The 23,661-nt window shown below is 56.2% G+C and carries 20 protein-coding genes; 5 read left to right on the top strand and 15 right to left on the bottom strand.

Going from position 1 to position 23,661, the window contains the following annotated elements; translation table 11 throughout:
• Nucleotides 1-87: 87 nt before the first annotated feature.
• The 4 genes from K1718_RS06040 (at nucleotide 88) to K1718_RS06025 (ending at nucleotide 8,408) form a co-directional block, all read left to right on the top strand.
• Nucleotides 88-3,420 (top strand): transglutaminase family protein, encoded by a 3,333-nt coding sequence (locus K1718_RS06040; RefSeq protein WP_265683042.1) that lies wholly within the window; start codon nucleotides 88-90, stop codon nucleotides 3,418-3,420.
• Nucleotides 3,421-3,508: 88 nt separating this feature from the next.
• Nucleotides 3,509-5,914 carry a circularly permuted type 2 ATP-grasp protein gene (locus K1718_RS06035; protein ID WP_265683041.1) on the top strand — a complete coding sequence of 802 codons (2,406 nt, stop codon included), beginning with the start codon at nucleotides 3,509-3,511 and terminating at the stop codon, nucleotides 5,912-5,914.
• Nucleotides 5,915-5,956: 42 nt separating this feature from the next.
• Nucleotides 5,957-6,832 (top strand): transglutaminase family protein, encoded by an 876-nt coding sequence (locus K1718_RS06030; RefSeq protein WP_265683040.1) that lies wholly within the window; start codon nucleotides 5,957-5,959, stop codon nucleotides 6,830-6,832.
• 133 nt (nucleotides 6,833-6,965) lie between these two features.
• Entirely contained in the window at nucleotides 6,966-8,408 is a 1,443-nt protein-coding gene (locus K1718_RS06025; RefSeq protein ID WP_265683038.1) for a serine protease, read from the top strand.
• A 66-nt stretch (nucleotides 8,409-8,474) separates the two neighbouring features.
• Here the strand turns inward: K1718_RS06025 and K1718_RS06020 are convergent, their stop codons facing one another.
• From K1718_RS06020 to K1718_RS05985, 8 genes are all read right to left on the bottom strand, one after another.
• A complete protein-coding gene (locus tag K1718_RS06020; protein ID WP_265683034.1) occupies nucleotides 8,475-9,533 on the bottom strand; it encodes an ABC transporter ATP-binding protein in 1,059 nt (352 codons plus the stop codon).
• A gap of 18 nt (nucleotides 9,534-9,551) precedes the next feature.
• Nucleotides 9,552-10,841: an MGH1-like glycoside hydrolase domain-containing protein gene (locus K1718_RS06015; protein WP_265683032.1), complete on the bottom strand. Its 1,290-nt coding sequence runs from the start codon at nucleotides 10,839-10,841 to the stop codon at nucleotides 9,552-9,554.
• A 43-nt stretch (nucleotides 10,842-10,884) separates the two neighbouring features.
• Complete coding sequence (locus tag K1718_RS06010; protein WP_265683031.1) at nucleotides 10,885-12,114, bottom strand: carbohydrate ABC transporter permease; 1,230 nt, start codon at nucleotides 12,112-12,114, stop codon at nucleotides 10,885-10,887.
• Nucleotides 12,111-13,358, bottom strand: a complete 1,248-nt coding sequence (locus tag K1718_RS06005) for a sugar ABC transporter permease (protein ID WP_173006227.1) — start codon at nucleotides 13,356-13,358, stop codon at nucleotides 12,111-12,113. Before K1718_RS06005 ends, K1718_RS06010 begins: the two co-directional genes overlap by 4 nt.
• Before the next feature lie 244 nt (nucleotides 13,359-13,602).
• The gene (locus K1718_RS06000; RefSeq protein WP_152500072.1) at nucleotides 13,603-14,952 is read right to left on the bottom strand and encodes an ABC transporter substrate-binding protein; all 1,350 of its coding nucleotides are present in this window, start codon (nucleotides 14,950-14,952) and stop codon (nucleotides 13,603-13,605) included.
• 2 nt (nucleotides 14,953-14,954) lie between these two features.
• A complete protein-coding gene (locus tag K1718_RS05995; RefSeq protein WP_265683029.1) occupies nucleotides 14,955-16,061 on the bottom strand; it encodes a LacI family DNA-binding transcriptional regulator in 1,107 nt (368 codons plus the stop codon).
• Between the two features lie 353 nt (nucleotides 16,062-16,414).
• Nucleotides 16,415-16,825 carry a D-ribose pyranase gene (rbsD, locus tag K1718_RS05990; protein ID WP_152500070.1) on the bottom strand — a complete coding sequence of 137 codons (411 nt, stop codon included), beginning with the start codon at nucleotides 16,823-16,825 and terminating at the stop codon, nucleotides 16,415-16,417.
• 34 nt (nucleotides 16,826-16,859) lie between these two features.
• Nucleotides 16,860-18,041 carry a GAK system CofD-like protein gene (locus K1718_RS05985; RefSeq protein ID WP_265683025.1) on the bottom strand — a complete coding sequence of 394 codons (1,182 nt, stop codon included), beginning with the start codon at nucleotides 18,039-18,041 and terminating at the stop codon, nucleotides 16,860-16,862.
• A gap of 297 nt (nucleotides 18,042-18,338) precedes the next feature.
• Here K1718_RS05985 and K1718_RS05980 point away from each other — a divergent pair, with 297 nt between their 5' ends.
• Nucleotides 18,339-18,728, top strand: coding sequence for a DUF427 domain-containing protein (locus K1718_RS05980; RefSeq protein WP_265683024.1), 390 nt, complete (start codon nucleotides 18,339-18,341; stop codon nucleotides 18,726-18,728).
• A gap of 25 nt (nucleotides 18,729-18,753) precedes the next feature.
• Here the strand turns inward: K1718_RS05980 and K1718_RS05975 are convergent, their stop codons facing one another.
• The 7 genes from K1718_RS05975 to K1718_RS05945 form a co-directional block, all read right to left on the bottom strand.
• Nucleotides 18,754-19,191 (bottom strand): SRPBCC family protein, encoded by a 438-nt coding sequence (locus tag K1718_RS05975; protein WP_265683022.1) that lies wholly within the window; start codon nucleotides 19,189-19,191, stop codon nucleotides 18,754-18,756.
• Nucleotides 19,184-19,531 (bottom strand): ArsR/SmtB family transcription factor, encoded by a 348-nt coding sequence (locus tag K1718_RS05970; protein ID WP_265683020.1) that lies wholly within the window; start codon nucleotides 19,529-19,531, stop codon nucleotides 19,184-19,186. Before K1718_RS05970 ends, K1718_RS05975 begins: the two co-directional genes overlap by 8 nt.
• Nucleotides 19,532-19,614: 83 nt before the next feature.
• Nucleotides 19,615-19,986, bottom strand: coding sequence for a MaoC family dehydratase (locus K1718_RS05965; protein ID WP_265683018.1), 372 nt, complete (start codon nucleotides 19,984-19,986; stop codon nucleotides 19,615-19,617).
• Nucleotides 19,983-20,372 (bottom strand): MaoC/PaaZ C-terminal domain-containing protein, encoded by a 390-nt coding sequence (locus K1718_RS05960; RefSeq protein WP_265683017.1) that lies wholly within the window; start codon nucleotides 20,370-20,372, stop codon nucleotides 19,983-19,985. Before K1718_RS05960 ends, K1718_RS05965 begins: the two co-directional genes overlap by 4 nt.
• 5 nt (nucleotides 20,373-20,377) lie before the next feature.
• Nucleotides 20,378-21,919, bottom strand: a complete 1,542-nt coding sequence (locus K1718_RS05955; protein ID WP_265683016.1) for an AMP-binding protein — start codon at nucleotides 21,917-21,919, stop codon at nucleotides 20,378-20,380.
• A 42-nt stretch (nucleotides 21,920-21,961) separates the two neighbouring features.
• Nucleotides 21,962-22,750: an enoyl-CoA hydratase/isomerase family protein gene (locus K1718_RS05950; RefSeq protein WP_265683014.1), complete on the bottom strand. Its 789-nt coding sequence runs from the start codon at nucleotides 22,748-22,750 to the stop codon at nucleotides 21,962-21,964.
• Nucleotides 22,747-23,373, bottom strand: a complete 627-nt coding sequence (locus K1718_RS05945; protein WP_152500062.1) for a TetR/AcrR family transcriptional regulator — start codon at nucleotides 23,371-23,373, stop codon at nucleotides 22,747-22,749. Before K1718_RS05945 ends, K1718_RS05950 begins: the two co-directional genes overlap by 4 nt.
• Nucleotides 23,374-23,661: the final 288 nt, after the last annotated feature.

Below are 23,661 nucleotides of genomic sequence, written 5' to 3'. Positions count from 1 at the left end.
TTTCTGCCTACAGTTTGACGTGGAACGCAGCGTGGAATTGTGAAACGCTAACCCGACTTACCAGCTCGTCCTGACCAGGGTCCGTTCATGTCGATCAAAGCAAGCATTTATCACCTTACGCACTACCGCTATGACCGTCCGGTCACGTTGAGCCCCCAGATCATTCGCTTAAGGCCTGCTCCTCACAGCCGCACCAGGGTACTTTCACATTCATTGAAAGTTGCCCCTGCCGATCATTTCGTCAATCATCAGCAAGATCCCTACGGGAATTGGCTTGCCCGTTTCGTGTTTCCCGAACCCGTTCGTGAATTCAAGATCGAAGTGGATCTGGTCGCGGACATGACCGTCTACAATCCGTTTGATTTCTTCGTTGAAGAACGTGCGGAAGAATGGCCATTCGACTACCCGGAAGAACTCCGCGAAGATCTCCTGATCTATACGCGCGCCGATCCAGCAGGTCCGCGTCTAACGGAATTTCTCGCTTCCATACCGAGAGAAACAGAACGCACGGTCGATTTTGTCGTCGGGCTGAACGCACGGGTTTCAAAGGAAATCGGATATGTCATCCGAATGGAACCGGGCGTGCAGACACCTGAAGAGACCTTCAACAAGGGCACCGGCTCTTGCCGGGACTCCAGTTGGCTTCTGGTTCAAACCTTGCGCCACCTTGGCTTCGCCGCGCGCTTTGTCTCAGGATATCTTATCCAGCTGAAGCCGGACCTTGAAGCGCTCGACGGGCCATCGGGAACGGATCATGATTTCACCGACCTTCACGCCTGGACAGAGGTCTACCTCCCCGGTGCCGGCTGGATCGGACTGGACCCGACATCCGGGCTCCTGACAGGGGAAAGCCACATCCCGCTCGCTGCAACGCCGCACTACACGAATGCCGCTCCAATCGTCGGCATGGCCAGCGATGCGAATGTCGACTTTGCCTTCGACATGAAGATCGCAAGGGTCGCAGAACACCCTCGCATCACCAAACCCTTTTCAGACGAAGCCTGGAACGCACTGAACAATTTGGGGGAAGAAGTCGACCGCATTCTGAAACAGGAAGATGTGCGCTTGACCATGGGTGGCGAGCCGACCTTCGTTTCCATAGACGACTTTGAATCCGCCGAATGGAATACGGATGCGGTCGGCCCAGCAAAGCGCGACCGCGCCGATGTGCTGATCCGTCGCCTGCGGGAACGTTTCGCACCGGGCGGGTTCCTGCATTACGGCCAGGGCAAATGGTATCCGGGAGAAACGCTCCCCAGATGGACGTTTTCGTTGTTCTGGCGACGCGACGAGAAGCCGATCTGGAATGATCCGGATCTGATTGCCGATGAGGGTCGGGAAACCGGTGCCGATGCCGAAAAGGCGCAAGCCCTGCTCAATGGCATGGCAGAAAATCTTGGTCTCGAAACCGACTATGTGGTTCCGGCATTTGAGGATCCGGCTGTGTGGCTCGTCAAGGAGGCGGGCCTTCCAGCGAATGTCACGCCGGACAATTCGGAACTGGAAGACGCAGAGGCGCGCCATCGCATCGCACGCGTGTTTGACCGAGGCCTGGCAACGCCGTCCGGTTACGTTCTTCCCGTACAACGCTGGCAATCGAAAGCGGCAGGTAAGGGGTGGCGCTCAGAACGCTGGAACCTCAGGCGTGACGCCCTGTTCCTGGTTCCGGGTGACAGTCCGGTCGGGTATCGAATTCCACTTGAATCCTTGCCTCATGTTCCCCCAGCTCAATATCCCTACACAAACATCATGGACCCGACATTGCCACGGGAGCCCTTGCCCGACTTTCCTGTCGGAAAGCGGGGTGACAGGCCTCAGGGAGTTGCACATTTCACCGCAGGTGGCGCACAGCAGGACCGGCGCGAGCAGCAACTGACAAATGACGAGTTGGGCGAGGCCGCCGTGCGGACGGCACTGTCGGTAGAGCCGCGCGACGGTAGGCTCTGCGTCTTCATGCCACCGGTCGAACGTCTTGAGGACTACCTGGAACTTGTCTCGGCGGCGGAAACCGCCGCTACCGATATGAATTTGCCAGTTCACATCGAGGGCTACCCCCCTCCAACCGACCCCCGCATGAATGTCATCCGCGTTGCCCCCGACCCGGGCGTCGTGGAAGTGAATATTCATCCGGCGACGAGCTGGAAGGACTGCGTCGCCATAACTGAAGGCGTCTATGAGGACGCGCGCCAATCCCGCCTTGGCGCTGAAAAGTTCATGATCGACGGTAAGCATACCGGCACCGGAGGCGGTAATCATGTGGTCGTCGGCGGTGCAACGCCTTTGGACAGCCCTTTCCTGAGGCGGCCGGACCTGTTGCGCAGCCTGATCCTGCACTGGCAAAGACGGCCCAGCCTGTCTTATTTGTTTTCCGGTCTTTTCATCGGTCCGACCTCACAGGCACCACGGGTCGATGAAGCTCGCCACGACGGGCTTTATGAACTGGAAGTGGCCCTGTCACAGATCCACCGTCCCAACGAAGGTCCCGCACCTTTCCCATGGCTGGTCGACAGATTGCTGCGAAACCTTCTTGTCGACGTCACCGGCAACACGCACAGAGCCGAAATTTGTATCGACAAGCTCTATTCACCGGACGGCCCGACCGGACGTCTCGGACTGGTGGAATTTCGAGGCTTCGAAATGCCGCCTGACCCGCGCATGAGCCTTGCACAACAGCTGCTTCTGCGTGCGCTGATTGCCCGTCTCTGGCAGCACCCATTGTCAGGCAATTTGACCCGCTGGGGAACAGCCCTGCATGATCGCTTCATGTTGCCGCACTATGTCTGGACTGACTTCCTTGAAGTCCTGAAAGACCTGGAACACCACGGTTTTTCGATGCGGCCCGAATGGTTCGAGGCGCAAGCCGAATTCCGCTTTCCATTCTGTGGTGAAATCGAGGTGGAAGGTGTGCATCTTGAGTTGCGCCAAGCCTTGGAACCCTGGCACGTGCTTGGCGAAACAGGAGCGATTGGCGGGACTGTCAGATACACGGACAGTTCAACCGAACGTCTGCAGGTCAAGCTGACGACCAGTGACCCGGACCGTTACACCGTGACGTGCAATCGCCGAATGATGCCATTGCAGAAAACGGAAACGAATGGCGTTTCCGTCGCCGGCGTTCGGTATAAGGCCTGGCAGCCTGCCATGGCTCTGCATCCCGTGCATCCGGTTGATGCTCCGCTGACATTCGACATATTCGACACGTGGAGCGGACGCGCTCTGGGGGGCTGTGTTTATCACGTCGCGCACCCTGGCGGGCGCAACTACGAGACGTTCCCGGTCAATGGCAACGAGGCCGAGGCAAGGCGGCTCGCCCGCTTCGAGGCCCATGGTCATTCACCTGGTCTATATATGCCAACAGCAGAGCACCCACATCCGGAGTTTCCTTTGACCCTAGACCTGCGCAGGCCTCAAAATGTATAAGGACGATCCGCGTTCATCGAAAAGTGCTTGAATACGGATAGGGTTATGTCAGCGGGCCGAACAACGGCTTCGGCTCGGGAACACGCAGATGAGTCTTGACGAAAACGCAGAGGCTGGAGCGCCTGGATATGCCTTGTTGAAGGCATACCGGCCCTTTCCGGGCGTTTCCGATGAGCTTCTGGATCCTCAAGGAAGAGTCCGTCCAGTCTGGCGCCCCTTCCTGAACCACCTGTCTTCGCTCACGTCAGAAGAGATCAGTGACCGCTTTGCCAGGGGCAACCAGTATCTGAACGATGCGGGGGTTTATTTCCGTCAATACGGTCAGGAAGGTGCAAATGAGCGCGAATGGCCGCTCAGTCATATTCCCGTTGTCATAAGCGAAGACGATTGGCAGGTGATTGCCGAAGGTCTCGTTCAGCGGGCGGAACTCCTGGAACAGGTGGTTGCAGATCTCTATGGCGACAACAGGCTTGTCAGCGAAGGATTTCTGCCCGCCAATCTGATCGCAAAAAGCCCGGAATGGCAGCGCCCGCTTGTTGGCATAAAACCGAACTCGGGACAGTTCCTGCATTTCCTTTCCTTTGAGATCGGCCGTGGTCCGGACGGCACCTGGTGGGTGCTTTCCGATCGAGCGCAGGCACCCTCAGGCGCCGGGTTCGCGCTGGAAAATCGTGTCGCAACAGGCCGCGTATTCAATGAGTTTTTTGCCAAGGCCAACGTTCATCGACTGGCTGGTTTCTTCCGACGGTTCAGAGACCATCTTGTGGATTTGCGCGATGAAAGCGACAGTCGGGTATCGATCCTCACGCCGGGCCCATTGAACGACACGTATTTTGAGCATGCCTATATTGCCCGATACCTCGGCTTCATGCTGTTGGAAGGCGAAGATCTCACGGTCGAAAACGAACGCCTGATGGTAAGAACCGTTGCAGGCCTCAGACCGGTCAGCGTTCTTTGGCGCAGACTGGATGCGGCCTGGTCCGATCCGATGGAACTGAACGAGAACTCTCACATCGGAACACCGGGTCTGGTGGAAGCAGTCCGTCGCGGCTCCGTCACAATGGTCAATGCGCTCGGCACCGGCATTTTGGAAACCAGGGCCTTGCTCGCCTTTCTGCCGCGTATCAGCGAGCACCTTCTGGGTGAAACCCTGAAACTTCCAAACGTTGCGACTTGGTGGTGTGGAGAAGCGACGACACGCTCTTATGTGAAAGAGCACGCCGAGAGCATGATGTTCAGCCCTGCACTTTCAACGGCTCTGCCCTTCGCTTCTGCGCAGACTGACTTTATCGGCAAGGACTTCCACAAGTTCCACAAGGGCGTGCTTGATACCTGGATCGACAACAAGCGCGACGCTTTGATCGCCCAGGAAGCAGTCACGCTTTCCACGACCCCTGCCTATTTCGAAGAGCAACTCGTGCCAAGGCCGATGAGCCTTCGCGTTTTTCTGGCAAGAACAGAAAAAGGCTGGGAAGTCATGTCCGGAGGCTTTGCCCGGATCGGCCGGACCGAAGATGCAAGCGCGATTGCAATGCAAGCGGGCGGATCGGCGGCGGATGTCTGGATTGTTGGTGGCAAGAGACCTGCAAAAGACACTTTGCTTCACCAGACTGAGTCCCCTTATTTCAAATCTCAACCAGGGGCGTTGCCGTCACGGGCAGCTGATAACCTGTTCTGGCTGGGCCGCTATGTGGAGCGGGCTGAAGGCGCTGTCCGGCTGCTGCGTGCCTATCATGCAAGACTGATGGAAACGGCTGATCCCGATGCGCCGCTGGTTTCCCAGACGGCGGACTATCTGGAAAAGATAGGCGTTACACCTGAAGACCCGGTACCCGACGCGCTGATTGCGATGCTTCAATCAGCCGTTTCAAGTGCGGGCAAGGTCCGCGACCGCTTCTCGGTCGATGGATGGCTCGCCTTGAACGATCTGGCCCAAACCGCGAACGGTGCCAAACGCGCGATGCGCCAAAACAGCGACATCCCACGCGCCATGGGTTTGCTCCTGCGAAAGATCACGGGCTTTTCCGGCCTCGTCCATGAAAACATGTACCGGTTCACCGGTTGGAGATTCCTGAGCATAGGCCGGGCACTAGAACGAGCCCACAGGATGACGGACCTCTTGTCCGTTTTCACCGAGCCTGATGCTCCGGAAGGCTCGTTGGAACTGCTTCTGGAGGTCGGTGACAGCGCAATGTCGATGAGCCGCCGTTACGCGGTGTCGCTCAGCAAGGCAACCGTTCTGGATCTTTTGGCGATGGACGGGAAGAACCCCAGAGCGGTGCTTTATCAGCTGACAGACATAAAAGATCATATTGACGACCTGCCAGGTGAAACGGAGCATGGGCATCTGTCTGACCTTGCCCGCTCGGTGCTGCAAATTCACACCAGCCTTGCCATAGCGTCGCCCGAAACGCTGAATCCGGCAGCCCTTAGCGAGCTGCGTGACCAGATTGCCTATCTCTCCGTGGAACTGACTGATGCCTATATTCGTTAGCGCCGGGGCGTTGCACACAACTCCTTCCAAGTGAGGTCAAACGTGCTCTACGACGTCGCCCTGGAAATCACCTATGACTACGCCAGTCCGGCAAATTCGGGGCGCCATGCGCTGCGTTTGATGCCCGCGACGATCACTGGCGAACAAAGACTGATATCCGGTCAGATTCAATTGGCTCCGGGGCCCTCCGAGCGTCACGACCGCACAGACTTTTACGGCAACGCGGTGACCGATGTGGCCTACCGCAAGACCCATAGCGAATTGACATTCAAGCTCAAGGCGCGGATCGACCGCACCGCCTTTACCGAGGAACTTGATATCTCACCGCCGCTCAACAATCTCGGCAGGGAACTGGCGGTGATACAGTCCCTCCAGCCAGAAGCCCCTGTGCACTTCACGTCGGTCTCTCCGAGGTTGCCGCTGGATCCGGTCTTTGCTGTTTATGCCGAAGAGCATGTGAACCCGAACATGAGCGCATGTGCTGCGGTTGAAGCCATTGGCAAAGCATTGCACAAGGATATGCACTTCGACGCGGACGCAACCACGGTGGACACGCCGGCCCTTGAAGCCTTCGAGCGTCGGCATGGCGTTTGTCAGGACTATTCGCATATCATGATCGCCTGCCTCAGGAGCATCGGCATTCCGGCAGGATATGTCAGTGGCTTTTTAAGAACGATCCCGCCAGAAGGCCAACCTCGCCTGGAAGGTGCTGATGCGATGCACGCCTGGGTACGGGCCTGGTGCGGGATTGAGGTCGGCTGGATCGAATACGACCCCACCAATGCAACGCGCGTGGGTCAGGACCACATTGTCGTCGCCAGGGGACGTGACTATGGAGATGCAGCGCCGGTCAAGGGTGTGTTGCGCACTGCTGGGTCGCAAACGACTGATCACAAGGTGGATGTCATCCCGCGCTGAGGCTTCGAAACATGAAGCTGGAGTAAACAACATCGCGATAATCGAAAGATATCCCCCAAAGAGCGCCTGACACCTGTTCCAATGTGATCGGTTTTGATAAAATCTGATCAGCGACCATTGGGCCGGGAGCTGCATGATGCGTGCATTTATCTGTGCAATTGCCTTTCTCGTTTTATCTTTCGGCAACGTGCAGGCCGACTACGACCAGTCGAAAGACTGGTTTAATTCGCTCAGTCGAAACGAGCGTATTCGCCTGCAGTTCCTGTTGGTCTTTACCGGTGATTATGCGGCCATTGTCGACGGAGCCTTCGGGCCGAAGACCTATGGTGCGCTTATGGAATTTCAACGAAATCGGGAATTTCGGCGAGATGGGGTCCTGGAGACCGAGGAGTTACAAATCCTGCATAGGGACGGACTTGATCTGGTCAAACGTGTCGGCTTCAGAACCCGGAACGATCCGACCGCCGGCATCACGCTCGGCATCCCCGTCAGCTTGTTCGACCCACCCAAGAAATCCGAGCGCGGACACCTCTGGCGCGCTTTTGACGGAAGCATCGAACTGGAGACGCTGCGCGTTGACGGTCAACGATCCGACTATGAAGCTCTCTATCGTCGCCTGACCTCGACCGAAGATGGCCGGACGATCGAAAACAAGCAGTTCCGCAATGATTTTTTTGTTGTGTCGGGCACACAAAACGGCCGTGACTTCTATCTGCGCATGATGAGAACCGGTGCGGACAGCCGCGGCTTCTCGCTCTTCTGGCAACCCAAACATGCAGTGTTCATGGATCGGGTTGCCATTGCAATGTCCAACAGCCTGACGTTCTTCGACCGCTCGGCGACGGGCCGGATGGACGCGGTGACATCGGCCCCTGCTCTGGACAACGCGCCGGACAGCGAAAACCGGTTGGGAGAACTCTCCGCTGGAAGCACTGCATCGACATCGGACGAAACCGGTTCATCAACCGGTTCCGGCTTTTTCATCACACCAGATGGGCACGTGGGAACAAATGCTCATGTCGTCGGCAACTGCGACAATCTCGAAGTCGCAGGATATGGCTCGGCGGCCTTGGTTGCTTCCGACACGACCAACGACCTTGCGATCATTCAGCTCGACAGCAAAAAGGCTGATCACTTTGCTCAGTTCCGTGCCAAGCAACCCATTGTGCGCGGCGAGGAAGTGTTTGTCCTGGGCTACCCGTTTGCACAGATCCTGGACAACAATCTGAACTTCACCTACGGGATCGTCTCGGCACTTGCCGGTGTGAGCGGTGACATTCGGCACTTCATGGTGTCTGCGCCCGTACAGCCAGGCAATTCCGGTGGACCGGTTCTCGATCGGACAGGTGCCGTCATCGGCACGGTGCTCTCACGCCTCGACAAATTGAAAACCCTCAAGGTCGCCGGTGACCTTCCGGAGAACGTCAATTTCGCCATTCGCGGCCGCTTGATGGCTGAATTCATGGAAAGCCTTGGCCTTGCGCCTTCCTACAACACTGTAACCAGCATCAAGACCCCTACCACGATAGACCAGGAAGCTGCTCGCTATACGGTTCAGGTTCTGTGCAGGAACTGAAGCTGCGTCGACGCTGCTTGCATCCATCGTCAAGCAATCTCACCAACGTCGTAGCGGCTGCTCAAGTTAGCGAACAGCCTGGTCCTTGTTGTCGAAGAAGTGCATCCGGCTTTCGTCGAAACGAAGGCCTACACGTGATCCTTCTTCCACCTGATCGCTTCCACTGATCCGCACCAGTACGGTTTCAAGTCCGTCGAGTGCCACATAGAGGAAGGTGTCGGCACCAAGATATTCGGCAACTTCGACCGTGCCTGTGCAATGTCCTTCGTCCGTCGCAACAATACTCATATGTTCAGGGCGAATGCCAAGCTTGACAGGTCTTTGAGGGTTGTCCTGGTGGGGGTAGTGCCCGCCTCCGTGACCTTGAAGCGAGAACTGATCTCCCTCGACCGAACATGGCAGCACATTCATTTTGGGAGAGCCGATAAACTGGGCCACAAACAGATTGTCCGGGCGCTCATAAAGCTCGCGCGGTGAGCCCACCTGTTCGATCCGTCCCGCTTGCAGGACAACGATCTTGTCCGCCAGCGTCATGGCTTCGACCTGATCGTGCGTCACATAGATCATCGTGGTCCCGAGGCTCTTGTGAAGCCTTGCAACCTCGAAACGCATTTCGACCCGAAGCGCCGCATCAAGGTTGGACAGCGGTTCGTCGAAAAGGAACGCGCTCGGTTCACGGACGATCGCCCGGCCAATGGCAACACGCTGTCGTTGACCGCCGGAAAGCGCCTTTGGCCGGCGATCGAGGTATTCGTCAAGCTTGAGCACATCTGCCGCCGCATTGACCTTCTTGTCGATTTCATCCTTTGGCAGGCCTGCGGTTTTCAGACCGAAACCGACATTCTCACGCACAGACATATGCGGATAGAGCGCATAGGACTGGAACACCATGGACAGGCCTCGGCCGGACGGTGGCAGAGCAGTGACGTCCTTGCCGTCAATTTCGATCTCGCCCCGGCTGGTTTCCTCCAGTCCGGAGATCAACCGCAGCAATGTCGATTTACCGCAGCCTGACGGACCGACAAAAATCACGAATTCGCCGTCCTGGATATCCAGATCGATACCCTTGATGACCTGAAGACTGCCGAACCACTTTTCGACCTTGTTGAGCTGGATCGCTCCCATGACATTAAACCCCGCTCGTTAAGCTGCCTGTTCTTGGTGTGAGGGCGACGCCCAGGTTAGCCAGATGGCTGCCGTCCATGAGAAGGTGCCTCCTCCGGCTCCGGCACCGTTTTCCGGGCTGAAATACTCGGCAAAACCGCCTGTTGCGATCAGATCGGCGGTGTCCTGACGCAACCTGTTGGCGCGCTCATTGTCACCTGCTTCCGCAAACCCTCTTGCGATCATGTAGTTGATCATGGCCCAGACCGGACCGCGCCAATAGCGCAGCGGCTCATAGTTCCTGTGATCAGGATCGTAGGATGGCATCAGATATCGGACTTTCGAGGCAATGCGATCGAAATGGCCCTGCAACGATGTCAGCGTCGTCTGATCCGCAAGGCCCGCATATGGTGCGAGGAAGGATGCGCTTGAAATACCGTCGGTCTGCCGTCCGGTTCTTTCGTTGAGAGCCACATGAGCTTTCAACTCATCGTTCCAGAGTGTTTTGGCACCAGCCTCCATCTTGCGGATCCAGCCACGAACTTCTTCGGCCTCAGCATCCAAACCGAGCCTTTCCGCCAGGATCAGAAGATCTCTGTTCGCGCGCAGGAAAATGAAGGTCACTCCGGGATCAGCCACAAAGAATGGACAGGTTTCGGCAACCTTCTGCGGATCCCAACCCACATTCCGGCAGGCAGCCATAATGCTCAAATAGCGATCATAGTCTTCCTTGTGCGGACGCATTGCTGGATCCACATGGGAGGTGTCCTTGCGCTCGTAAGGACCAATGTCCTTGACCTCGACCGCGCGCAGAGCCTCGTCCCAATCCGGCAGATTGTCGCGGCCTGACTCCCAGGGATGAATGACAGCGAGAACGCCGAGGTCCTTAGGGTCCCGATACGCAAGATACCAGCGATGCCAGTTCATCAGTTGCGGCATGAGCTTTACTGCCCGCTCAAGTGCCTTGCCCGAACCGTCTGCATCGACCAGATCTTTGATCACCGTCGCGGCGACCGGTGGCTGCGAGTGCCCGGAACTCGGGATTGGCCCGCCATCGGTTCCCCAGACAGATGGTCCGGGGAAGTAGCTCGGATCGTCCTTTCGGAACAGGATGTGCGGTACCATACCGTCACGCCATTGACCTTCGAACAGCATCTCGATTTCGCGCCATGCACGGCTTTGATCGAAAGTGGCAAAGCCCAGCGCAACAAAGACGGAGTCCCAGTTCCATTGATAGGGGTAAAGCCCCTTTGTCGGGATTGTATAACCGCCCTGATCATTCTCAATCAGGATAGTCCGGGCGGTTTTGTCTAGATCTGCGTTTGACACAGGTAACTCCTATGGGCCTCTCACGAGCCCTTTTGAATTTCCACTAACCCTTCACACTGCCGGCCGTGAGGCCCTGCACAAGGAAGCGTTCGAACCAGAGGAAGATAAACAGAACCGGCACGGTCGCGATTACGGCACCCGCCATCAGGTGTTGGCGTGGGACCTCCGACGAGTTCAGAGAGACCACCCCACGAGACAGGGTGAAGATGTCCGGATCATCCAGGAACATGAATGCAAAGAGGAATTCATTCCAGGCAATCATGAAGACATAGAGCGACACGGACGCCAGCGCCGGCAGTGACAGTGGCAGTGTGATTTTCAGGATCACACCAATCCGCGAAAGACCATCCATGAGACCGGCTTCTTCCAGCTCGGACGGGATCCCGCGGAAGTAGCCCTGCAGCATATAAAGTGCGACCGGGATGGTTGTTGCCGGATAGACGATCAGAAGACCGGTCAACGTATTGCGAAGGCCGAGCTGCGAAAAGACTGCATAGAGCGGGATCACGAGAACGATCGCCGGGACCATGTAGATGAGCAGCACGGATCTGGCGAGAAACGCCTGTCCCGGGAACCGGAGCCTTGAGACAGCATAGGCGCCAGGCACTGAAAAGGCGAGCGTCAGAAACACTGTCGCTATCGACACGAAAGTCGAGACCAACAGATAACGGCCAAAGTTGAACTGGGTGAACAGCTCCACATAGGAGCGGAACAGACCATAGAGCCCCTGCGAAAAGTCGATGGACAGATCAAGCGGATTGGCGAGCAGGGTCTGCTGGCTTTTCAGCGACGTCATCACCATCACATAAAACGGCAGGGCAACAACGATCGTGAACAGAACGAAGCCAATACCCTTGGCGATGCGAATATAGACAACCTCACGCTCGTAGCGGGTCATCGCACCAAGAGATGCACCAGAGAGCGACAGATGGTTGGCGCCGGTGACACCTGCGATGAAGGCGATCAGCGCAAGCCCTTGCCACACCGGTTCCTTGTTGAGCGGAAGCCCGAAGGGTGCTGCAAAGGTTGCGGCCATCAGCACTATGAAGAGAACTGCGGCGGACAGCGCCCAGGCCGGAAGACCACTTGCTGCTGATGACTGCCGCCACACAAAGATGAGTGAACTCAACAAACCCGCAATCGCAGCAGCGGTTGCCTGCGGCAGAGCCACCTCGCCGGTGATCAGCGTCAGTGTCACACCGATCACCACCATTGCGGTCACGCCCCAGATCAGGCCTGTAATGGCCGTGAGCAAAACACTTCCCGGTCTCATAGGCCTTCCTCCTTCGGTGAGAAGCGGATGAACAAGGTGGCAAAAGTCACAAGCACCACAAAGACGACCACCGCGACGGCAGCACCAGCCCCGAGATTGGAGAGTGCAAAACCCTGTTCATAGACATCGACAGTCAATGTCCGCGTACCTGCGTTGCCGCCGGTCAGCAGGAAAATGTCGTCGAACTTGTTGAACGTCCAAATGAAACGCAGCAGGAACAGGACAGACAGGATGCCCATCAATTGCGGCAGTGACAGGTACCAGAATTGCTGCAGTGGTGTAGCGCCGTCCATTTCGGCCGCTTCATACATGTCCGTATTGATCGACTGCATGCGCGCAAGAATGAACAGGAACGACAGCGGAAAATACCGCCAGGCCTCAAATGCGATCACGGTCGTCAGAGCCAGTGGGAACTCCATCTGGATGCCGAAAATCGAATATTCGATCGCGCGCTGCCCGAAGAAATTGATCGGGTCGGATACCACTCCCATTTTCGTTAGCAGCGCGTTGACAGTGCCTGAGAATGGGTCGAACAAGACAACCCATGTAAAGGCAACGGCTATCACCGGTGAAACATAGGGGAACAGAAACAGGCCGCGCATGAAACCGCGCCCGACAAAGACGGTGTTGAGCAGCTGCGCAGCGAAGAGACCGAGCACAAGTGCACCGCCGGTACCGAAAATTGTGTAGTAGAATGTCACTCGCAGAACCGACCAGAATTCATCGGCACTGAAGATCCTCTGGAAGTTTTCGAACGTGAAGTCGAAATTGGTGAGCACGTTGTTGGCATCACCGGACACCTCGGGTTCGCTCGCGCGCTCCGGGCGGTTGGCAGACAGGAAGGCCTCTGTGACGGTTCCCTCGAGGCGGAGCCGTTCACTCCAGCCTGGTTCAACCGTGCCAATGGTACAAGTCAGCGCACGCCCATCAAGCGCACAAGCGTCTGGCACAACAGCAACATTAAACCCGTCCGGCACCTGATCCTTCACAACAACGTTCCGGATTTCCTCGGTCCGGGACGAGTTCCGGAGCCTGTATTCCAACGTTGCTTCGTCACCGTCTGCCGCGGGACGGCCACGCACACGTTCGTTGACGAGGACAGTCGGCGGCCTCAGATCGGCCAGCTGGACAGGCTTCACACTTATCCAGAAATTGGCCAGAAGAGGACCGGCGACAATCATCAGGATGATGGCGAATGTCGGTGCCAACATCAGATAGGCCAGCCACATTTCGCGGCGCTGCATGGGTCCGATCCCTTTGGGGGGACCTGAAGAAACAGACTGTTGGTCAGTTGCGCTCATCGTTCCAGCTCAGCTTTCGGCTATGCGTACGCCCCGAAGGACGTCGGCGTCCGGGCAGATCTCCTCCGGCCCTCCCGCACGCAGTCGCACGGGAGGTGGGAGGAGGACCGGGCAATCCAGGACTGTACTGTCCGGTCCTATGCGGTTGTCGATGGGGGCCCCGCCACCTGATGTGGCGGGTGTTCAGTTACTGGACTTTCGCCAGTTCTTCATTGAGTTTGGCAACCGTTGCGGCCGCATCGCGCTCATCGTCGATATATTCACGCACCAGACGGTTGATCACCTGGCTGTTGATGATCTTGGAAGCAAGCGACAGCTGACCTTCCGTGACACCCCAACGGCTGGCAGTGTCCAGACCCGAGACGATTGTTTTGATTGTTTCCGCGTCATAAAGGTCGGTCAGGGGTGCTTTGCGATCGACACCAACCGGCAGTTTGGACCAGCCATCGACAAACGCCGTTGCATTGTCCTTGTTGCCACGGCGAACCGGGAACTTTCCTTCCGGCGCGATCGACAGTGTCGACATGTAGCCATCATCCATGGAGAACTCGATGAACTGCATCGCAGCTTCCGTGTCCGCATCGTTGGTGATGCCGAAATAGCGAACATCGCCCCAAGCTGCACCATCCGGGTTGGACGGACCGCTCAATGTGGTCACGATACCGGTCTTGGATGCCAGCTCACTGGACGTCGGATCGTCGGTGATGGTTGGCGGTGCACTGTCACGCAGACCGGCCAGTTCATCCAGGATGAACGGAGACCAGATGATCATCGCTGCTTTGCCGGCAAAATAAAGTTCGCGCGACTGTTTCCAGAACAAATCGCCTGGAGGAGAGGCCTTTGCGATCGCCTTGTAGAAATCCAGCGCCTCAATGGTCTTCTTCTCATCAAGCGGCTTGAAGCCTTCGTTGTTCACCGGATTGACGCCGTTTGCCAGAAGCACATGCTCCAGCACCTGGCTCATGAAGTTCTCGTCAATCTTGGTCGCAGCAACAAACGCGAACATTTCCGGCGGATTGTGCAGCTTTTCAACGGCAGCCAGAATGTTCTCGTAGCTATCGGGGGCCGCAAGGCCATTCGCATCGAAGAGGTCCTTGCGGTAGACCACCATCTGGGTCCAGCCATCGACCGGAACCGATGCGATCCCGCCATCGACGGCTGCCATGGAAACAGCGCCCGGTGCGAAGGTATCCTTACCGAGGGTTTCAACCACTTCGGTAGCAGCTTCCGTGTCCAGAATGCCGGCTTCCGCCCAGGGAAGAGCATATTGCAGCGTGTGATAGATCACGTCCGGCAAGTCGCCTGCGGCAAAGGCAGCCGTTGCCCGTGTACCCAGTTCTGATTCCGAAACCGGAATGACATCGACTTCAATGCCTGTTTTTTCCTTGAATGCAGCCGCCAGTTCTTCCTGTTTGGCCAGTCTTTCCGGCTGCTCTTCCGTCGTCCAGAAACGCAAAGTGTCAGCCTGGGCCGTTGTCAACCCGAGTGCAAGTACACCCGCAATGGTCGAGGCCAGGAATTTAGTCCTCCCAAACATTCTCATTCTCCCTTGTTGCCAGAATGTGGCTGGTCTTTCAGCCGTTCCCGGAGCGCTGTCGCCAACGCTGCCGGTGTCTTCGCCGGCGCGCCATCCGAGGCACGGCGGATCAGGTCTGCCTTGGACAGCTCCTGCAAACTTGTCGGTGACTTTCCGTCCAGAATGTCGGTCAGCATGCGCGCGACCCGGCCACCCGCTTCCTGCGCACTCTGGGAAAAGGTCGTGAGCGGCGGATCGAGATATTCCCCGACGGGCAATCCGTCATAGCCGATGACCGTGACGTCCACCCCGGCTTTCAATCCAATCTTTCGACAGTACTGAACAGCACCAATGGCCAGAGCGTCGGTCGCACACAGCAAGGCTGTCGGCGGTTGATCCAGCGACAACAGTTCTTCTGCACCGAGGATCCCGCCTTTTTCGCTCACGGTCTGAATGGTTTCGAGAGAAGGGTCATGTTTCACACCCAGGTCTCGCAGCCCCTGGCGATACCCTTCTCTGCGCTGACGCGCGAAATTCAGCTCCAATGTGCCGCCGACCAGTCCGATCCGCTCATGCCCGAGGCTGTAAATATGACGTACGCCCTCGGCGAATGCCGCCTCGTTGTCGATGTCGTACCAGGCATAACCGGACGGATTTGCCGTGCGCCCGTGGGCAACGAACGGAAAATTGCGCTCCTGCAGATAGGCAATACGCGGGTCGTTGACTTCGGTTCGCGTGACGATGAAACCATCCACCTTGCGGCGTGCGATCAACCGCTCGAGCGACTCGATCATGTGCTCGCGTGAATGTGCGGTGGTCACAAGAAGGTCCAGATCCAACTCATCCAATGCGCGGGCGATACCGTCGATGAATTCAGACAGGAATGGATCAGCACCGTTGCCATGCCCGACCGGGATGATAATCCCGAGGGTATCCTGACGACCGCGTTTCAGGTTTCTTGCGGTTGCCGACGGTTGATAGCCAAGGTCCTTGACCGCCTTCAAAATGCGCTTGCGGGTCTCGTCGGATATGTCTGTGTAGTTGTTGAGGACGCGCGAAACAGTTCCCTTGGCGACGCCGACATGGCGTGCCACATCATCAATCGTGACGGAACCGCGTAACCGCGACATGCTTCCTCCCACTGGACATTTGGAATGTCCTGATTGTTTTTGGCGCAAATCGAAGATCTGGCTTCAACTCCGCCTTTCTTAACAAAAAGTGTTACAAAACCGATTTTGTAAGTCAACAAAATCGGTTTTGGTGCTCCGCAGAATCTTTTTCGCATAGCGGGAAGACACTGTCTTTACAACAAAACCTTGCGCCATTGTGTTTTGGGAAGCGGCCTCGTTATTCGAAACAATGCCGCCAGGAGACAGGCTTACAGACCACTTGAGGAAACAAATAAGGTCGTTTGGCCTTCAGGGCGCACACCTGCCTTCAAACACTGATAGCAGCAAGATCAAGAAACGGTCTGGACATTCATCTAAAACGGGACGCCGGAAACCAGGATGACATTTGCGTAAGGCGTGCACTCACCTGTTCTGATAACGGCCCGTGCATTGGCGGACCTCGATTTCAGATCGTCATGGGAAATTTTCAATTGCGCAATCGGCTTGCCGGTATCCGCCTCCCAATGCGCCAGCCGGACTTCGATTTCCGTGCCAAGCTCAGGCGATGTTTCATCGGCGAACACTGCCTGCTCAATGATAAGTTCGCGGGACAGGGCCTCAAGAACATCGAAGAAACCTGGAATACCGGGAGTAACGGCGAGGTCAATAACCTCAACACCGGCAGGCACTGGCAACCCCGCGTCGGCAACCACGATCTCGTCCAGATGCCCGAGCGAGGCAACAAGTTGGCTTAAGTGACGGTTTAGCAGCTGTGTGCGTTTCATGTTGTTTTTCCAGCAGATGTCTTATCTTGGCCGATCAGGTCAACGAGACCAGGGCTTCGCAAAGCGGTTCGGGATCATAATAGGGAGCAGACTGAGCGCTGACGAGATCCAGTTTCAAAACCGTGATGCCGCGAGCACTGATTTCAAGCGTTTCGTCATCGGACAGTGTGCGATCGACAACAACGAAATTGATCAATTTATGAGTTGGACAATCAGGTCCGACGTCCCTGTGCAGATAGTTCAGCAGAGTGTGGACCTTATCGGACAGGTTCATTTTTCCCGTTTCCGGGTCCAGTCCGAGACTTGGAATATAGACCTTGGGAACAGTCCGTTCTGCAATCGCCCGACCGACCCCTTCCGGCAACAGATTTGCAATCAGGCTGGTGTAGAAGCTGCCAGGTGCGTAGCAGATGAGATCAGCCGTTTGCACCAGCTTCCGATTTCGCGTTGGAAACGCTGTCACAGCGGGATCACGCCCGGCCAGCGACTTGTTGAGGAAAAGATCCTTGATCGGTGATGTAAGCGGCGGATGTTCCTTGGCAGTCAACAAATGCTGCCCGACAACCATCTGGCCATCCGCCAGCTCTGCGCCCAAATGCAAATTGTCATCAGAAACAGCCCGCACTGTTCCAAGGACGCCAACAAGCTTGGAGACGAGGAAGATAATCGGCTCAAGCTGCTGGTTCTGGTTCAGATAGCCGCCGGCGAGGATCAGGTTTCCAATGCTGGCGCCGCGCAAGTCGAATCCTTGCGGACAAGCTGCGCGGAACATGCCGAGCTGGTTTTGAATGAGCGTGCGCATCGGCTGCTCGATGGACGTGACCAGCGGGTGAGTGCCGGCAATCATGGCATCGAGTTCTCCTTTCAGATCGTCTTTTCGAGCCGATTTGGAGTAACGATGCGTGAACAGTCGAAACACTTCCGGGTGACCGAGAACAGTCTCGTCCGCAAGCGCCATCAAGCGGCTTCTCAAGTCTCCGATCGCGGGCATGTTGAACGCCACCCGGAGCCCCTGCGAGCTTCCTCCGCTATCAAACGGTGTCACCAGATGTATGGAATTGTGCGTGTATTTCTTGAGCCTTTGCGACAGACCATTGAGAGCTGATCCTCCGCTGAAAAACAGGACACGAGGGCCAAGTTTCGGGTTGGATGAAAAACGCTCGATCCGAAAAGGGTCCGGCATGCGCACGGCGCGGGTTATGGTAATTTCCGACACTTCCAACCCTTTCTAAGCGGAAGCCGGCTGCACTTGGCGCCGGTTGAAATCCTCGTTGCACAGAAGTGGTTACAGATTGGACAACCCCGCAATGACAAGTCTGAGTGAACACTATAAGCGTTTCGAATACGGCTCAAAAGATGCCTTTTCCTCTGAGAGGACCTCTGGCGTCTGTCGGGATGTTGCACACTGGTGCGATCAGCCTGCAACAGTTGTGTTCACGGCAATGTCAGAAATTTGTTTTTGCGCTCCCGCGTACCGATACTCACCTAGTTCTCAGGAACCAAGGAGATTCAGATGACCGCACAGCAATCCGCGGCATTCGCCAATGCTGCTCGCAACCCGAACAATCCTGAGCACCTGATGGTGATCAAGCCCGTGCCACGACGCATCCGTATTTACCAGGGTGATACTCTGCTTGCCGATAGCACTGCCGCTTTGCGTGTCCTGGAAATTGGCAAAGCCTTTTATGACCCCGTGGTTTATGTGCCCGAGGCAGATTTGAAATCGGATTTCGATCCAGTTGAGAAATCCACCCATTGCCCGATCAAAGGTGACGCCAGCTATGCTGCACTCAATGGTGAGGAAATCGGCTGGGTCTATAAATCGCCAATAGAAATGGCCAGCCAATTGAAGTCACATTATGCGTTCTGGCCTGCCAAGGTTCGCCTGGTCGAAGGGGATTGATCAGCGAAGTCCAGACAGCACCTGACTATCCGGCACTTGCCTCTGAGAGGCCGTGATCCATTGTCTCCAATATTTTGCCCCAGCCCGCACGATGGTTGTCACGGCTTTCCTCTGACGGAAATTTCACATGTGTGAGTGTAAGCTCCGTACCGCCCGCAACTTCCTCAAAGTCGAGCGTCACCGTGCTGTCGGCGGTTGAAAAGGGGCTGTCCCAAGTAAAGACAAGACGGCTATGGCGGTTGATTTCCTTATAGATCCCCCGGTGCGGGATCTGCTGGTCACCCGCCTGCATGATAATTTCGAATTCACCACCAACGCGAGGGTCGGCCGTTGCCTTTGGCACACTCATGTCCGGTCCGGGGATCATAAACTTTGCCAGCATGTCCGGATCCAGCCATGCCTCGAATACACGGGCTGCGGGAACTGAAAACCTGCGGGATACAACAACTGTCAATTCACTCATCGTCCGTCTCCCCGGAAAGGGCCTGGTCCAATGCGTCGAGCCGTTGGGTCCAGATTGACCGCAATTCCTGAAACCAGTGATCGATTTCGCTAACCGGTTCCATAACCGGTTCAATCAGGTGCTCGCGCCATTCGGTTCGGCGACGCACGAGCCCTGCAGCTTCCAGGATCTTTATGTGCTTCGACACGGCATTCAGGCTGACATCGAAATGCTTGGCGAGATCCGTGACTCGCGTCGGCCCATGCTGCACAAGCAGTGTGAGCAACTCCCGGCGCTTTGGATCACTTACCGCCTTCAAAATGGCGGTAAGTTTCTGGTCGTCAAGCCGTTGTTCAACCATATGGTTGAATTACCTCCTGCAGCTAATTCAGTCAACCCCGAAGCAGATCATTCGAAGCACATTGGTCCATTGAACTCATGGTCTCAGAATTTTCCGACATCCTCGACATAGACCAGTGCACGGCCTTGGCATATGCGGTGTCCGCTTGAACTGACACAGACGGTTTCCAGATCGACCAAGTGTTTTTCAGGGCGCAGCTTCGTGACTGTGACGGACGCAGTCAGCGTTTCACCGACCGGAGCGGGTGAGAGGAATTCCAGGTTTTGTTTGAGATAATTTGTGCCGCGGCCCGGCAACTCGACACCCAGGAGGTAGGAAAACAACCCTCCGATCAAAGGCCCTGGAACAGAATTGGGCACGTTGGCTGCGTCGCCTGAAAGCGCCGCGAACTCGAGCATGTCCTGCTGCGAAAAAGTCCTGGTCAATTCAGCCTTTTGTCCTTCACGGAAGTTCATGACGGCCCTCCCAGTCGGCAGGATCCTGACAGTGTGACTGCGCCATCTGCGCTTCGCTTCACTTCAATCAACACCTCGCCGTTGTCGTCCGGTCTTTCACTAAAAATGAAGACAAGTTCTTCACCGGCATAGGATGGATTTGGGAACATCAGTGTTTGCAGCTGATGGTCTCGCCCCGGATAGAGCGCCTGAAGATGAGCGAAGACGCGCGAATAAAGCAGCATGCCGTGGGACACGGTCCGGCCAAACCGGGTTCGAGCGGAAAATTCCGGATCGACATGGATAGGATTGTCGTCCCCTGAGAGCTTTGCAAATGCATCAAAGTCGGTTTGCCGGGGAACCCAGGTATATGTTGCCATGACAGCTGCTTCTGTTGTGCGGTCCATCGGTCTTAAGCGTCCTCCGATGCCTTATGTGTCGACAATTGGTCTTTGAGAACGTTCTTTCGGACCTTTCCGGCGGCCGTCCTGGGAAGATCGTCAACGACGGAGAATGTTTTTGGAATCTTGTAGGGCGCCAAATACTCGCGGCACCAGCCGGGAAGTGACGAGGTGTCGATTTTCCGATCCGGGCGCGCAATCACAAAGGCTGCACCCACTTCGCCCCACGTCGCGTCGGGGAGACCGACAACGACGGCTTCGAGAATGTCGGGATGGCTAACCAGTGCTTTTTCCACCTCGGCCGGATAAACATTTTCGCCACCGGAAATGTACATGTCCTTGATCCGGTCGACGATGAAGTAGTAGCCGTCCTCATCCCGGCGCCCGACATCACCGGAACTTAGCCATCCGTCGACCGTGAAAGCTCCGGCAGTCGCATCCGGATTGTCCATGTATCCGGGAGTGATGTTCGGCCCTCTGAACTGGATTTCACCTTCACCGGGTCCTTCAAGAACACCGCCCTCACCGTCCACAAGCCGCACGTCAGTAAGGATCTGCGGCTTGCCGACCGAGCCGATTTTCTCTGCAGCATGATCCCGGTCCATGAGAAACACCGTCGGGCCGGTCTCGGTCATCCCCATGCCATTACAGATGGTCACTCCGCGCTTTTGGAAATCAGTCAGGAGGTGTTTGGGAACCGGCGCACCGCCGCAACCGAGTGAGCGCACGCTGGAAAAATCGGTGCGCCCGACCGCAGCCGAGAGCGCCAGGGCCTGATAAATTGCCGGAACACCAAAGAAGCTGGTGACGGCTCCGGCATCGATCAGTCCGAGCACAGTATCGGGATCGAATTTCCGAAGAATGGTCGACGACCCGCCGTTCAGAAAGATCGGCAAGGTTGGCAGGTTGATGCCGGCTGTATGAAACAGCGGCAGAAAATTGACACCGCTTTCTCCGACACTAAGGCCCGTCGCTTGCGCGTAGTTGATCATGTTGGCATAGGCCATTCCCGCAGTTTGAATGACCGCCTTGGGCAGACCGGTCGTACCGGAAGTAAAAAGCAGATACCAGGGCGTACTGGCTTTTACCCGACCGCAGCCGATTGCAGCCGGGCTAACGGAGCTCAGCACCTGATCGAGCGCGCTTGGGGCTCCATCCGCAGAACCGAGCATCAGAAAAGGTATGTCCCCATCTTCCGCCAGCTTGGATGCAGTATCTGCGCAGGTGAGGTCGTGAAACAAAAACTTCGCCCTGGACGCCGCCAGAACCGGCCGCAATTCCGCGACAGGCTGACGCCAGTTCAGAGGCACCAACACAATTCCGGTCTTTTGAGCTGCAAAAAGCAGAATGAAGAAATCCGGGTGGTTGAGGCACAGCACAGCTACACGGTCCCCTTTGGAGAGGCCGTGTTTCAAAAGCAGATTTCCCAGTCGAGTTGCCCGGCTGTTCACTTCACAAAAAGTGTAGCGAAGTCCGCTTTCGTGATCGATGAAGGCAACATGGTCGGGCGTTAGCTCTGCCCGCTTGGCCGCCATGTCAGTTAAAAACTCCATGCGTCCTCCCGAAACCAGGTTCTTCGAAGAACTTTCAAAATCTCATGCCCGTCTGCGTGTGAATTCCAGCATGCCCTCAATGGTCTCCGGAAGGGCAACCAATTCAAGGAAGCGGTCCTTTTCCTGATCGAGGCGTCGGCGAACAGTTTCACGCCGTGCGTCATCCCAAACGCCCCGACGGGTCGCAAGATGCGTTCTGGATGATCCCCCACTGAGATCATCCAGCCATTTGCCAATCTGCCCTTCCAGCTCAGATAGCGGACAAACCGAGGACACAAGACCGATCTCGCGCGCTTCAGCTGCGTTAACCCGCTCGTTGCGATACTGGATCTCAAGGGTCCTGCTGACACCAATACGGTCCGGCATCAGCGCGGTCCAGCCACCATCCGGGCCGAAGCCGACCTGCGAATAATAAGGCTGCAGAAAAGCATGTTCGGCCATCGCAACAAGGTCTGCGGCAAGCATCAATCCAACCGACCCGCCGGTGACAGGACCGTTAAGTGCAGCCAATACCGGTGCCGGAAAGTCAATAAGATCCAGAATGACCCCGTGCAGACCGTCGACCAGCTCTTCTGCATAGTCCCTGAGGTCTTGCTGTGTCCTTCGGTGATCCAGAAATCCGGCGATGTCACCGCCTGTTGAAAAACTGCTGCCTTTCGCAGTGACCACAAGCGCTCGCGGTCTTTGTCGAGCCGCATCCATTAGAGCGTTTTTAAGATCCGAGATGAGTTCCGGGATGAGCGAATTATGACGATCAGGCCGGCTCAGCCAGACCCAGACAACATCGTCCCGGTTTTCAATCGAGACGAACCCCTGTACCGTCGTTGTCACGGTCTGATACCGCGTTCAATCAAACTGTATGCTGCCTCGACAATGTCAGGGATCGGCTTGTCCGATTTAAATACGACAAGCTGTTCGCCCAGCGACTTGGCGATGCCCATCAAGGCCCAGGCGCGGGTATCCGCGTCGCCTTTTGATATTTGCCCGGCCGCTTCGGCCGCAATCAAGCCGGTTTTGTAACCTGCGGCAAACGTCTCGTAATATTCCTGGTAGGCATCCGGATCGACGAATAGTGCTTCTTGAACAATCCGGTAAAGATCCGGATGAGCCTGCACAAATTCCAGAAATGCCTGCAGACCGGCCCGCTCCGCATCAAGGCGGTTCTCGAAACCCTGGGTCGCCTCGGCGATCTCGTGCCGGACCAGCCGTCCCATCTCAAGAACAAGTTCGGAAAAGACCTGCTCTTTCGTGGAGAAATAGATGTAGAATGTTCCCTGGGCGACCCCTGCCTCACTGGTAATATGACCGATGGATGCATCGTTGTAGCCCTTGGACCCTATGACCCGTTCGGCAGCTGCCAGAATCGCCCTTCGCGTCGCTTCACCGCGGGCGGTCTTGGGCAGATTTCCCTGCGCCTTTTGCGGTACTTCCGCAACTCCGGCAGATTTTCGCACCAGATTTTCCTCCCAAAAGCATGAAACATGAATCAGTATTCATGTTTATCTCGTGAAAGCAAGCAGCATGTTGGAAAATCGCAGTTTACCTCACATTGAAGGTCTTGCCTGTGACCGGTGTCTCACATAAATCAGGCGGACATACGCTACCTTTTTGGCTAGGACGGATAGACGCATGTCTGTGATTTGACCTTGATCAAGGCTAATTGTCTGGTAATGCGGTTTTGAATAGATAGACGTTACTTGGTAGTCTGAGATCTAAAGGGATGATCTCGGTTAAAACTGACC

It is taken from the genome of Roseibium porphyridii (genome assembly GCF_026191725.2).
Classification (GTDB): domain Bacteria; phylum Pseudomonadota; class Alphaproteobacteria; order Rhizobiales; family Stappiaceae; genus Roseibium; species Roseibium porphyridii.
This window is presented reverse-complemented; position numbering and strand designations above follow the sequence as displayed.

Excerpts from the sequence above, each read along its gene's own strand:
- K1718_RS06040 (WP_265683042.1), top strand. The coding sequence starts at position 88 with ATGTCGATCAAAGCAAGCATTTATCACCTTACGCACTACCGCTATGAC.
- K1718_RS06035 (WP_265683041.1), top strand. The coding sequence starts at position 3,509 with ATGAGTCTTGACGAAAACGCAGAGGCTGGAGCGCCTGGATATGCCTTG.
- K1718_RS06025 (WP_265683038.1), top strand. The coding sequence starts at position 6,966 with ATGATGCGTGCATTTATCTGTGCAATTGCCTTTCTCGTTTTATCTTTC.
- K1718_RS06020 (WP_265683034.1), bottom strand. The coding sequence starts at position 9,533 with ATGGGAGCGATCCAGCTCAACAAGGTCGAAAAGTGGTTCGGCAGTCTT.
- K1718_RS06010 (WP_265683031.1), bottom strand. The coding sequence starts at position 12,114 with ATGAGACCGGGAAGTGTTTTGCTCACGGCCATTACAGGCCTGATCTGG.
- K1718_RS06005 (WP_173006227.1), bottom strand. The coding sequence starts at position 13,358 with ATGCAGCGCCGCGAAATGTGGCTGGCCTATCTGATGTTGGCACCGACA.
- K1718_RS06000 (WP_152500072.1), bottom strand. The coding sequence starts at position 14,952 with ATGTTTGGGAGGACTAAATTCCTGGCCTCGACCATTGCGGGTGTACTT.
- K1718_RS05995 (WP_265683029.1), bottom strand. The coding sequence starts at position 16,061 with ATGTCGCGGTTACGCGGTTCCGTCACGATTGATGATGTGGCACGCCAT.
- rbsD (WP_152500070.1), bottom strand. The coding sequence starts at position 16,825 with ATGAAACGCACACAGCTGCTAAACCGTCACTTAAGCCAACTTGTTGCC.
- K1718_RS05980 (WP_265683024.1), top strand. The coding sequence starts at position 18,339 with ATGACCGCACAGCAATCCGCGGCATTCGCCAATGCTGCTCGCAACCCG.
- K1718_RS05975 (WP_265683022.1), bottom strand. The coding sequence starts at position 19,191 with ATGAGTGAATTGACAGTTGTTGTATCCCGCAGGTTTTCAGTTCCCGCA.
- K1718_RS05970 (WP_265683020.1), bottom strand. The coding sequence starts at position 19,531 with ATGGTTGAACAACGGCTTGACGACCAGAAACTTACCGCCATTTTGAAG.
- K1718_RS05965 (WP_265683018.1), bottom strand. The coding sequence starts at position 19,986 with ATGAACTTCCGTGAAGGACAAAAGGCTGAATTGACCAGGACTTTTTCG.
- K1718_RS05960 (WP_265683017.1), bottom strand. The coding sequence starts at position 20,372 with ATGGACCGCACAACAGAAGCAGCTGTCATGGCAACATATACCTGGGTT.
- K1718_RS05955 (WP_265683016.1), bottom strand. The coding sequence starts at position 21,919 with ATGGAGTTTTTAACTGACATGGCGGCCAAGCGGGCAGAGCTAACGCCC.